Annotated in this window: 7 protein-coding genes; 3 read left to right on the top strand and 4 right to left on the bottom strand. The window is 44.4% G+C overall.

Annotated features, from left to right (window positions below; all coding sequences use genetic code 11):
• The first annotated feature begins 26 nt into the window (after window positions 1-26).
• The 3 genes from AC1DUD_RS22645 (at window position 27) to AC1DUD_RS22635 (ending at window position 7,072) form a co-directional block, all read left to right on the top strand.
• Window positions 27-2,366, top strand: coding sequence for a glycoside hydrolase family 95 protein (locus AC1DUD_RS22645; RefSeq protein WP_477378607.1), 2,340 nt, complete (start codon window positions 27-29; stop codon window positions 2,364-2,366).
• A 190-nt stretch (window positions 2,367-2,556) separates the two neighbouring features.
• The gene (locus AC1DUD_RS22640; RefSeq protein ID WP_477378605.1) at window positions 2,557-4,902 is read left to right on the top strand and encodes a glycoside hydrolase family 95 protein; all 2,346 of its coding nucleotides are present in this window, start codon (window positions 2,557-2,559) and stop codon (window positions 4,900-4,902) included.
• Between the two features lie 91 nt (window positions 4,903-4,993).
• Window positions 4,994-7,072: an alpha-galactosidase gene (locus AC1DUD_RS22635; RefSeq protein WP_477378603.1), complete on the top strand. Its 2,079-nt coding sequence runs from the start codon at window positions 4,994-4,996 to the stop codon at window positions 7,070-7,072.
• A gap of 791 nt (window positions 7,073-7,863) precedes the next feature.
• Here AC1DUD_RS22635 and AC1DUD_RS22630 read toward each other — a convergent pair.
• From AC1DUD_RS22630 to AC1DUD_RS22615, 4 genes are all read right to left on the bottom strand, one after another.
• Entirely contained in the window at window positions 7,864-8,730 is an 867-nt protein-coding gene (locus AC1DUD_RS22630) for a helix-turn-helix domain-containing protein (protein WP_477378601.1), read from the bottom strand.
• A 15-nt stretch (window positions 8,731-8,745) separates the two neighbouring features.
• Window positions 8,746-9,108: a VOC family protein gene (locus AC1DUD_RS22625; RefSeq protein ID WP_477378599.1), complete on the bottom strand. Its 363-nt coding sequence runs from the start codon at window positions 9,106-9,108 to the stop codon at window positions 8,746-8,748.
• Between the two features lie 297 nt (window positions 9,109-9,405).
• On the bottom strand, window positions 9,406-10,032 hold the full coding sequence (locus AC1DUD_RS22620) for a response regulator transcription factor (protein ID WP_090524105.1): 627 nt from the start codon (window positions 10,030-10,032) through the stop codon (window positions 9,406-9,408).
• Between the two features lie 2 nt (window positions 10,033-10,034).
• Window positions 10,035-12,941, bottom strand: a complete 2,907-nt coding sequence (locus tag AC1DUD_RS22615) for a ligand-binding sensor domain-containing protein (protein ID WP_477378595.1) — start codon at window positions 12,939-12,941, stop codon at window positions 10,035-10,037.
• Window positions 12,942-12,960: the final 19 nt, after the last annotated feature.

Genomic DNA, 12,960 nt, shown 5'->3' with positions numbered 1-12,960 from the left:
AAACAGAAAACCTAATTAATATAAACATGCCAAAAAGAACGCCCCTGCTAATAACTGTAATGATAACAGGTATTACAACGTTTACACACGCGCAAACAAAACAATTAAAACTTTGGTACAAGCAACCCGCCCAGCGTTGGGAAGAAACCGTTGCTCTTGGTAACGGTCGCCTGGGTATGATGCCAGATGGTGGCGTTACTGCCGAAAAAGTGGTATTGAATGATATCACCATGTGGTCGGGGTCATCGCAGGACGCCAATAATTACGAGGCTTATAAAAAACTGCCCGAGATCAGGAGTTTGCTTGCAGCCGGTAAAAACGTAGAAGCCCAGGCTATTATTGATAAATCTTTTGTGTGTACAGGCAAAGGATCGGGTGGGGTACCTTTTGGCTGCTTCCAGATGTTGGGCGACCTGAACCTGAGTTATCAGTATAAAGGCGTTGAGGATAAAGATGTAAAATATGAAAATTACGAACGCGAGCTTTCATTAAACAATGCACTTGCCAAAACCACCTACCGGGTAAATGGCGTTACTTACAAGCGCGAGTATTTTACCAGTTTTAGCGATGATGTGGATTTGATTAAACTAAGCGCCGATAAACCGGGGATGCTCAATTTGAGCATCAATATCAGTCGCCCGGAACGTGGCGTTACCTTAACTACCGGCGATGAACTTGATTTGATCGGTCAGTTGGATAATGGTACCGATGGCAGAGGCGTATCTTACAAGGCCGCAGTAAAAGCGAAATTAACCGGTGGTTCGTTAAGCACAACGGCTACGTCGTTGGTTATTAAAGATGCTACCGAAGTTTTGATCTATGTATCGGCAGGCACCGATTTTAAAAACCCGCAATACCTCAGCAAATTGAACAACGCAATGAGCACGGCTTTGAATAAGCCTTATGCATTGGAAAAGCAACAGCATATCGCCAATTTCCAAAAACTCTTTAATCGTGTAAAAGTTGATCTTGGTACAACTGAAGCCGAGAAACTAACCACCGACCAAAGGCTTATCGCTTTCCATGCCAATCCGGATGCGGATAAAGGGCTGCCTGTTCTGTTTTACCAATTTGGCCGATACCTGAGCATTTGCAGTACCCGTGTTGGTCTGTTACCACCAAACTTACAAGGATTATGGGCTAATGAAGTTCATACCCCTTGGAACGGTGATTACCATTTGGATATCAATATTGAAATGAACCAGTGGCCGGTTGAGGTTTCCAACCTGTCCGAATTGAACCTGCCCCTTGCCGACCTGGTTAAAGGTATGGTACCACACGGAGAAAAAACAGCCAAAGCTTATTACAATGCCGATGGCTGGGTAGCCCACGTGATCACTAACCCCTGGGGCTTTACCGAACCGGGTGAAAGTGCTTCATGGGGAGTTTGCAAAGTGGGATCGGGCTGGCTTTGCGACAACCTTTGGCAGCATTACGATTTTACAGGCGATAAGAATTACTTGAAACAGATTTACCCGATACTGAAAGGTGCCGCTCAATTTTACAACAGCATGCTTATCAGCGACGCTAAAACCGGCTGGCTGGTTACCTCGCCATCATCATCGCCCGAAAACAGCTTTTATCTGCCCGATGGCACACACGCCAGTATCTGTGTAGGCCCAACCATTGATAACCAGATCATCCGTCAGTTATTTAATAATGTGATCACTGCAAGCAAAGTGCTGGGTAAAGATGAGGCTTTCAGCAAAACGCTGGCTGCCAAAGTGAAAAAACTCCCTCCCCCGGGCGTTATAGCTAAAGATGGTCGCATCCAGGAATGGCTGGAGGACTATAAAGAAACCGAGCCGCAGCACCGTCACGTATCGCACCTATATGGCTTATTCCCGGCATCAGAAATTACACCGGAAGCTACCCCTGCCCTTGCCGAAGCTGCAAAGAAAACTTTGGAAGTGCGTGGTGATGATGGCCCAAGCTGGTCTATCGCTTATAAAATACTGTGGTGGGCACGTTTACATGATGGCAACCGTACTTACAAACTGTTTAAAGAGTTAATGAAGCCAACTATCAAAACAGATATTAACTATGGCGCGGGCGGCGGTGTATATCCTAACCTGCTATCGGCTGGTCCGCCGTTCCAGATTGATGGCAACTTTGGTGCAACGGCCGGTATTGCCGAAATGTTGATCCAGAGCCACGCCGGGTTCATTGATTTTATCCCTTCTATTCCTGATGCATGGAAAGCGCAGGGCGAAGTTAAAGGCCTTAAAGCCCGTGGTAATTTTACCGTGGATATGAAATGGAAAGATGGTAAAGTAACCGCTTATAAAGTAACCTCACCTACCCCGCGTATGGTGAAAGTGAAAGTTAATGGCGAGGTGAAAAACATTATCGCCACTAAAGGCTAAATCGACAAAAATCCTACTCAACAAGTAGGGATCGTGCGATTCCCCTCTTGAGAGAGCCTGTTCCGAAATTAATCAGGAGGTGTAGGGGTGTGTTTAACAAAGCGACGAAACACACCCCTGCTACCGCACATTCCACCGCGCCCCCTCTCAAGAAGGGTTTTAAAAAAACACACTATAAACAGGAGATCCTATGTTTAAAAAGTACCTGACAGGGCTAAGCATTGTAGCCGCCTGCATACCCGGCCTGTGCCTTGCACAATCACAACCATTAAAGATCTGGTTTAATCGCCCGGCTAATCAATGGGAAGAAACCCTGCCACTTGGTAATGGCAGATTGGGCATGATGCCTGATGGCGGTGTTGAAAAGGAAACCATCACCTTAAATGATATCACGCTGTGGTCGGGTGCGCCGCAGGATGCGAATAATTACGAGGCTTATAAAAAGCTTCCGCAAATCCGGGCCTTGCTGCTGGCGGGGAAAAATGCAGATGCGCAGGAGATTATTGATAAAGATTTTATTTGCAAAGGCCCGGGATCAGCAGGCGTTAATTATGGCTGTTATCAAACCATGGGCAACCTGAACATAGCATTTAACTATGCCGAAACCGACGCAAAAGATGTTAAATACACCAACTATCACCGTGAGTTATCGGTAAATACCGCTATTGCTAAATGTAGCTATACGGTGAACGGCGTTACCTACAAACGTGAATACTTTACCAGTTTTGGTGATGATATCAGCATCATTAAACTCACCGCCGATAAACCCGGTATGCTGAACCTCAGCCTTGCTATGGACAGGCCGGAGCGCTTTGCTGTTGCCGCCCAAAATAATCAGCTTGAAATGTTCGGGCAGTTGGATAACGGTATTGATGGCAAAGGGATGCGTTACCTGGCTAAAGTAAAAGCCAGTTTAAAAGGAGGCAGCCAAAACATTACAGAAAATTCGCTGATAATTAAAAATGCCACCGAGGCCATCATTTATGTATCGGCAGGCACCGACTATAAACAGCCTAACTATACTCAAAAAGCAGCTAACATACTGGCTGCAGCCATGAAAAAGCCATATGATCAGGAAAAGCAGCAGCATATCGCTAATTATCAAAAACTGTTTAACAGGGTTACGGTAAATTTAGGTGGTAGCTACCAGGATACCATTCCTACCGACCTCCGGTTAGCCAACTTTCATAAAACTCCTAAGGCCGATAACGCCCTGCCCGTTTTATATTACCAGTTTGGCCGTTACCTGAGCATTTGCAGCACCCGCATTGGCCTGTTGCCGCCTAACTTGCAAGGCCTTTGGGCTAACCAGATAGTCACCCCATGGACGGGCGATTACCACCTCGACATTAACGTACAAATGAACCACTGGCCGGTTGAAGTATCCAACCTGTCTGAACTAAATCTGCCCCTTGCCGAGCTGGTAAAAGGCATGGTAAAAAACGGCGAAAAAACAGCCAAAGCCTATTACAATGCCGATGGCTGGGTGGCTCACGTAATAACCAATATCTGGGGTTGGACAGAGCCCGGCGAAGCCGCCTCATGGGGAATTTGCAAAGTAGGTTCGGGTTGGCTGTGCGATAATCTTTGGCAGCATTATGATTTTACCAACGATAAAAAATACCTGGCCGATATTTACCCGGTACTGAAAGGCTCTGCGCTTTTTTATAGCAGTATGCTTATCAATGATCCTAAAACGGGCTGGTTGGTAACCTCACCGTCATCATCGCCCGAAAACGGCTTTTTAATGCCCGATGGCAATGGTCGCCACGCCAGCATTTGTATGGGCCCAACCATTGATAACCAGATCATCCGCGAGCTGTTCAATAACGTGATCACCGCAGGCAAGGTGCTGGGTAAAGACATAGCCTTCCGTAAAACACTACAGGAAAAACTCAAAAAACTACCTCCTCCCGGCATTATCGCCAAAGATGGCCGCATCCAGGAATGGCTGGAAGATTATACCGAGATAGAACCGCATCATCGTTGTATTTCGCACTTGTATGGTCTTTACCCGGCATCGCTCATTACACCCGAAGCTACTCCTGCCCTTGCCGAAGCCAGCAAAAAAACGCTGGAAGCCCGTGGCGATGACGGTCCGAGTTTTGCTATTGCCTACAAAATTGCCTGGTGGGCAAGGTTGCATGACGGCGAACGGGCATATAAACTATTTACCGACCTCATTCACCCTACCCTTGCCACCAATATGAATTATGGCGATGGCGGCGGCATATATCCCAATATGCTTTCGGCAGGGCCTCCATTCCAAATTGACGGCAATTTCGGAGCTACTGCAGCATTGGCCGAAATGCTGATCCAAAGTCATGCTGGTTTTATTGAACTGCTGCCGTCTGTACCCGCTAACTGGAAACAAGCCGGCGAGGTTAAAGGCTTAAGGGCGAGAGGCAATTTTACTGTCGATTTTAAATGGAGCGATGGTAAAATAACCAGTTACCGTATCACCTCAACTCAGCCGCGAAAGGTTAAAATGAAGATAAACGGCGTGGTAAAAGAGGTGATGGCGCAAAAAGCATAACGAGCATTCGTAAACAAAACGTTATGATTTAAAATAATCTTTGTGCACAATAAATAAAATGTAACTTAGACATTTAATAAACCTTAAATTCATGCAAAAACATCTTAATCGCTTTATAATTGCTGTGCAGTTGTCCGGCTTGCTTTGCGTTTGGCAGCCGGCAATTGTTTCAGCATCAACCCAAAAGATTAACAATCAACCAAACCAGCAAAGCGATATATCGTTTTCGTACGGCCCTGCCAGTACTATCCGTTACGATCAAAAAGGCGGCACCTTCTCTGTTATTGAAAACGGCAAAATTGTACTTAGCAATTGTTTTAGTAAAGCAGGTATCAATGGAAAGCTTATTACTTCAAAGGAGTACAAAAACATTTCTTACAATAAAACACTGGTAACCGACGGCTTTGGCAAAGGAGTAAAACATACTTTTACCTTAACCGGTAATAATTTACCTAACATGGTACAGGTGTTTTATACCTACCCATCGCATAAAGGTTACTTTTTAGTGGAGGTTTATGTTGAGGGTAAAAACCTGAAAACAAATTATATGGAGCCGATAGCCGGTAATATGGCTGCAATACCCGGCGATACCCGTTCCCTCTTTGTACCTTTTGATAACGATACTTTCATCAGCTATAACTCAAAAACCTTCAAAGCACCGTTAACTAATACCAGTGCCGAGGTAGGGACAATTTTTGATAATAAAAACCGCAATGGAGTAGTGCTTGGTTCTGTTGAGCACGAAATATGGAAAACAGGCGTGCGTACCATTGCCAAGAAAGATAGTGCCAACACCTTTGAGGTATGGGGCGGTTATACTGACGAGGCCGTAAACCGTGATAAAATAGCTCATGGTTATGTCAACGGCAATATGGTTAAATCGCCAAAAGTATTTGTGGGCTGGTTTGCCGACTGGCGCACAGGTATGGAAGAGTTTGGTAAAGCTAACCGTATTGCCGAACCGCCGTACGCTTTTAACTGGACAAAGCCCACTCCCGTTGGCTGGAACAGCTGGGGCGTAATGCAGGAAAAACTGAACTATGATAAAGCTATTAAAGTAGCCGACTTTTTTGCCGATAGCATTCCGGCATTCCGCAATGGTAATACCGCTTTTATTGATCTCGACTCGTTTTGGGATAATATGATCAGCGGCGGTTGGGAAGGCGATTTCAGCAAGCTGAAATCCTTTGCCGATTACTGTAAATCAAAGGGTTTGCAGCCCGGTGTTTACTGGGCCCCCTTTACAGATTGGGGATGGCAGGGCGGCCCTAACCGTAAGGTGTTAGGCAGCAACTATACCTATGGCGAAACCTGGACTAAGGTTGGTGATGTCTACCACGATATTGACGGCGCCCGCGCCACAGATCCAACTCACCCCGGTACCTTACAGCATATTGATTATGTAATCGGTAAATTAAAAGCCTGTGGTTTTAAAATGATCAAGATCGATTTTCTTGGCCATGCTGCCGCCGAATCGAGTCATTTTTACGATCCTAAAATCACCACCGGTATGCAGGCTTATAAAAAAGGCATGGAACATTTGATTGACCAGCTTGGTGATCAGATGCTGATCTATGCTGCCATCTCCCCCAGCTTGGCAACCGGTCGTTATGCACATATGAGGCGGATTGCCTGCGATGCTTTTAAAACTATAAAAGATACCCGCTATACCCTCAACAGTGTAAATTATGGCTGGTGGCAAACCTACCTGTACAACTATATTGATGCCGATCACGTCGTACTTTCAACCGAAAACGAAGGCGCTAACCGCGCGAGGATGCTTTCGGCCATTGTTACCGGCACCTTTATAACCGGCGACGATTTTTCGACACACGGACAGTGGAGTGAAAGGGCTAAAGCCATGTATCAAAATCCCGAAATTTTAAAGGTTGTTCAAAATGGAAAAGCTTTCAGACCGGTTGAAGGGAATACCGAAACCGGAACATCAGAACAGTTTACACTTAAAATCGGCGACAACTTTTACCTTGCCCTGTTTAATTATGGAGACACGGATAAAACCTACACTGTTGATGCAAAAAGAATTGGTATTGAGGCCGATAAAGCGATGAAAGCCAAATTGCTGCTATCAGGGAGTGATATCGCTAACACAAACAGCGTTTTGGTAAAAGCAGGTGATGCTGAACTATTAAAATTCGACTTAAATAAATAAAAATGCAAAGGCGCCGGTAACAGATTCCCCTTAAATCACCGGACGCCTCCTGAGGGGATGAAACCCTGTATCGTTTTTAACTGTTTAACTTAACTGATTTTGCCCGTTTGCATGCAAGCGGGCATTTTGATTTTTTAGCATTCACGCAGCACTTGTTTTTATTGTGTTTCGTGTTTGCCATGCTGTTTTTTTCGATCTGAAGTGAAGTAAAAAACAATCCGCCGGTAACGGCCAATAAGGTAAAAAATTTCATAGCAGTAGGTTTTAACTTAAAAGACGATGTTTTTTTGGGAATGTTACAATTGAGGCTGGAAATGTTGATTTTCGCATATTTATGGGTGCTAATTAATCTCATATACATCCAGTTACTATAATAACCGTCATTGCGAGGTACGAAGCATCGCCAACTTTACAGGGCTAATTTGCATGGTTTCCCAGTCCTACACTGGTCGAAGTTTAGCGATAGCGTAACTTCGTCCTAAAATATGTTAAGCTTTCAGCTTAACCCAATAAGATAAAACCCATGATTAGTTCAGGATATGGAAGCAGGATGCTTCCTTCGTTTTAGGACGAAGTTACGCTATCGCTAAACTTCGACCAGTAACCGTGTTGAAGAGTTGTCGTTATCCAAAAAACAAAAAGTCAGTGACCTCGCGTTACTGACTTTTTCATTAACTATTAACTGACCAAATATCCTTAACAAAAAAACTATCTGGTATTGCAAACATAGGGTGTTAAAAGCGGCTTACATGTGTGAAAAACACCATCTTAACACGCAATTAAAATACATATCATGCTGATTGCCTGTACTTTAAAGGAGTTATCTTATAATGCGTACGGAACAGCCTGATAAACGAGCTTGGGCATTCAAAACCCACCATGCCAACTACCTCATTCACAGGGTAACGGGTATCCTTCAACAGCATTAATGAGCGTTTTAAACGCAGCTGGATTAAGAACTGGTGCGGCGTTAAACCGAATGCCTGTTTAAAAGTACGCAGCAAGTGATTAACTGAAAGACAAGCATGTTCGGCCAGATCCTCCAGGCTAATATTCTGATTATAATTACTATACAAAAACTCCTTAGCCAGGTTAAGACGGCGTAATATCTCGACCCTGGTACCCTGGTTTAAAAAGTCGAGCTTTTCAGCTTTTTTGCAGATCTCATCATTATAAATATGAAAATAGTTGATGAGCGTATGGTGCAGGTATTCGTTGATTAGCATTTCGTCCTGCATACCATTGTCCAGGTGTTGTTTCAGATGAAATACATTGTATTTGATATCGCCGGCAAACGGGTAGATAGTTTCGTTAAACTCGGGTTGCGTTTTACCGTTACTATAGCCTTTGTTTAACAAGCTGTCGTCGTCGAAAGTCCAGCAATCCTTAAAATCCTGCAAAAACTGCTGATCAAAGTTGATGGCGAACGATTGTACCTGCTGATCCAGGTCGGTATCGGTTGAATATTGAGTTCCACGGTTCAGGATCAGAAACGAATCGGGGTATATGGATAAATGCCTGCGGCCAATATCATAACGTTCACTACCGCTTAAAACAAAGCGTAGGCTTAAATCTGAAGTATACTGCTGCCCTTGTCTCTGGCCGCCGGTGCGGCTTACAATCTTATTGTTGTTGCGTAATACTTTTGAATAGTCCATTGTGATATGATTTTATTATTCGTTATAATTTCTTTCTTCCAGTAACATAAATTTGTTCCCCGCCGGGTCCAAAAATTCGGCTGCCAGCCCCGCCGGTAAATAAGCCGGCGATTTGCAAAAAAACACGCCTGCTGTACGGAGTAAATGGTAATCGTTCAAACAGTCGGCTGTGTTGATAATGATATTACTCTTATCACTGTTGCTGTCATTATTAGTTACAAGCAACGCCACATTTAATTTATCCGACTGGATCACTGTGCTCTCCCTGCCCTCATAAAACGTCATTTTACCTGTTATCCTGAAGCCTAATTTTTGAGTATAAAAGTCAATTTGGCCATCAAAGTCGGCTGTGTACACAGGTAAATATTTCAATTTCATTTTGCAGTAGTTTTTAACAGAAACCAGATTTAATAATGGAAACCAACCTGTTGGCCAAGGGCAGCATACAGGATAATTTTTCGAAGCGGGTTCACAGTAGCCGGTCAGTTAAAACTACTTAACATATCAAAGGTACTTTACCGGCAGGGGGATAGTATCCCCCTATTTGGGGGATTTATGAATTAGTGGAGTTTTGAGTGTTTGGAGCTATTATCGGGCTTCAGGCGATCCGTGGGACACGGATCGGGGATATGATTATCTACCCCAGCGGCCGTGTCCCCACGGACGCCTCGTCGACTATATCAGCTTATTCTGCCTTGCCAGTTTAATAGCATCGGCGCGGGAGTTTACATCAAGCTTGAGGTATATGTTTTTGATATGGCTGCGAACGGTTTCAAGATCAATGAACAATTCATTGGCTATCTGGCCACGGCTCTTTCCCTCACCTATTAACTCGAGGATCTGGGTTTCACGCTTGGATAAGGGCGATTCCTGGTTCTTTTGGAATGAGCGAATCACCAAACGGGCAATATTAATGCTCATAGGCCCGCCGCCTTCGCGTACTTCTTTTATCGATTCGATAATTTTGGTTGATGGTGTATTTTTAGTAAGATATCCCGATGCGCCGTTAGCCAGCGCATTAAAGATCTGTTTTTCCGATTCGTAAACAGTAAGGATCAGGATATAGCAGTTAGGCAACAGCTTTTTTAATTTGGGGATAGCGTCAATCCCGTTAACACCGGGTAGTTCTATATCCAGCAGTATGACATCTGGTTTATCGGCAGCAATTTTTTTAGCAGCTTCATCATATGAACAGTAAGTGCTTATCACATCATACCCCTCAGTAGCACCAATTAAAAAGGCATAACCATCGCGCAGGGTTTCATCATCCTCAATAATACTTACTTTAATGTTACGGGCCATGCTTAATTACTTAACTGGTTTTTACTAAACTTCAACGTTACTGATGTGCCCTTGCCTTCCTGCGAGTTAATGAGCAACGTTGCATTGATCCGTTTGGCCCGGGCATTAATATTGTTGATCCCCCGGCCCCGATGGGCTGCTCCGCTGTCAAATCCTTTACCATCATCAGTAACACGAAGCGCTATTGCGCTTTTATCACTTTGATCAAGCTCAAAAGTTACCTGCCCTGCATCGGCATGCTTAAGGATGTTATTCAACAACTCCTTAAATATCATGGTGATGTTACGGCTGTACTCCATAGGCAGCTTTACCAGCTGGATATCCTCGTCAACAGCGGCGAACTCAAAATCAACGGGGACGTCATGAAAAACCTCTATCCCAATCTCTCGGATGTGGTTGAGGGTTTCATAAAGATTATCACTCTTAGGGTCGAGCGCCCAAAGGATATCCTTTGTACCGTTGTATAATGACGCCGCGTTTTGCTTGATCTGATCAACAATTCCTCGCTGGTCTGCCTGCTCTTTACCTATTTTAGCATTCAGTATCTCTGATAAGACGGTGATCCGGGTTAATTTGTTACCAAGATCGTCATGAAAATCTTCGGCCGTTTGCTGGCGGATCTTCAGTTTCTCTTCCCGTTTCATGGCCTCAATAGCTTTTTGCCGTTTTATTTTACGCTGATGCACCAGATTTTGCACCCCGAAACCAAGCAATACCAACAATACAATAGCCAGCAACCTGAAGTAGAATGTCTGATAAAATGGTGGAATGATCACAAAACTAAAACTGGCCATTTGTGGCGACACCTGCCCATCCGGGCTAATTGCCTTTACCCTGAAGGTATATTTACCCGGCGGCAGCGAAGGATAATTTACCACATTGTTGCGCATAGGCGAACTAAAGGCACTATCCAGCCCAACCAGTTTATATTGATACGATACAGCATCGGGGTTTTTGAGGTAAACACCCAGGAAAGATATCGACAAATGATTTTGGTTATGTTTAAGTTCGGCCCAGTCATTCAGGTCGATCGAGGAACGTTTTTCTCCGTCCTCTTTCATGAGTTGTACCGACTTGATAAACACATGCGGAGGCGGTGAGGCTACCATCTTAGTCATGGTATTATATACCATGACTGCTTTGGTCGTGCTTATCCAAACCTCGTGGCCGCGGTGCATAATGGCATTTTGATTGGCTTCAACAACCGGCTCTTTTGAACCGATATTATCAATTACCCAAAAAGTTTTCTTTGCAGGATCATATTGCATCCGGTTAATTCCACGACCGGTACCCATCCAGAGCCTACCGCGTTCATCGGCCGCGAGGCTGTAAATACTGTTGGCTTTAAGACCGTCATCAATATTGTAAACATTAACAGCCCCGGTTGTCATATCCCAGGTGTACAGGCCGCTATCATCGGTACCTACTAACAGCAGGTCACGGTAACGTATCATACTGTAAACCGCGGTTGTTGGGAATGATTTGAGTTTAAAGCCTGGGACAATCTTTTTATTCACCACCAGCATTACGCCGTTTTGGGTACCTATTAAAACTGAATCGCGCCCAAGACCAAGCATTGACGCCGAATATGATGGAACCCCTTCCAACTGTTTCATCTCCCCGTTTTGATAATAGAAACAGCCCATAGATGTCGCCAGCCATATAGTACCGTCAGCACCGGCAGTAATAAAATTGCAGGCAAAACCCGAACTGTTTTTTATCTGCCGGAAACCGTTTTTATCATATTGCCATAACCCGGTGCCGCCTGTGCCAATCCAAACGGTTCCGTTTTTATCAGTATATAAACATTGTACCCCTTTTAAATATGGCAAACCTGTAGGTACAGGCACTTCGCTGGTCTTTTTTCCGTCATAGCGTAAAAGACCTGCACCGTCAATCCCCATTAAAACATTGTTGTTCCAATCCTGGGCTATCGACATTACAATTTTGGATTCGGGGATACCTTGCGTACGGTCAAAAACAGTATACCGGTCGCCTTCGCAGCGATAAAGGCCATTACCAAGACTACCCAGCCATAGGTTTTTATCGGCATCTAAATAAATGTCGGGGATAGAGTTGTCGGTAAGTCCGTTTGATGAATTATAGTGGATCACCTCATCACCCATAATACAGTAAGCGCCGTTATCTGTACCCAGCCAAATGTTGGCATCAGCATCCTGCTCAATACACAACAGCTGACCTTTCATTTTTTCAACAAAAGCCTTTATCACACATGGCGTAGCAATGCCACCCTTTGCGCACAGCAAACCAGTTCTTGTTAAAAGGTAAGTTTTGCTTTTATCAAAGCGATCGAAAAAGATCCGTTTAATAATTTGCTCATCATCCTTTGATGGAACATCAATTGCGTGCTCCCATTTTTGTCCCTTAAGACGATAGATACCTTTTTTATAAACAGCAGCATATAATACACCGGCACTGTTAACCGCCAAACTGGTAACAAAAAGTTCCGGATCATCACCAACAACCACGTGCTGCATCTTATCGTTTTTAATCCTGAAAAGTATTCCGCCCGATGTAACCCAGATGGTGCCTTCGCCGTCCTGGGTTATATTACCTACGAAATAACGTTTTACTGGTATATCAGGTTTGTACCTGATAATATGCCCGTTATAAAGTCTTGCCAGCCCGTTCATAGTACCAAACCAGGTGCAGCCCCCTTTATCCGAAAAAATGGTTGAAACATAATTATCCGGCAGGCCGGTTAAGCGGGTATATGCGGTAAAATCTTTTCCATCAAAACGGCAGGCCCCGCCAAATGTGCCTATCCACAGACGGTGGTCGGTATCCATTGAGAGCTTATTTATTTGCGACTGGATGAGCCCATCCTCGATATCATAGTGCGCAAAAATGTATTTCTGTGCGTAGGCCCGGTCTGTAAATAGTACCATACATACCAGGGAACACAAA

The sequence above is a fragment of the Mucilaginibacter sp. P4_A11 genome (assembly GCF_056402535.1).
Note: the sequence above shows the minus strand (reverse complement) of the source record. Positions and strands in the feature narration are given on the sequence as shown.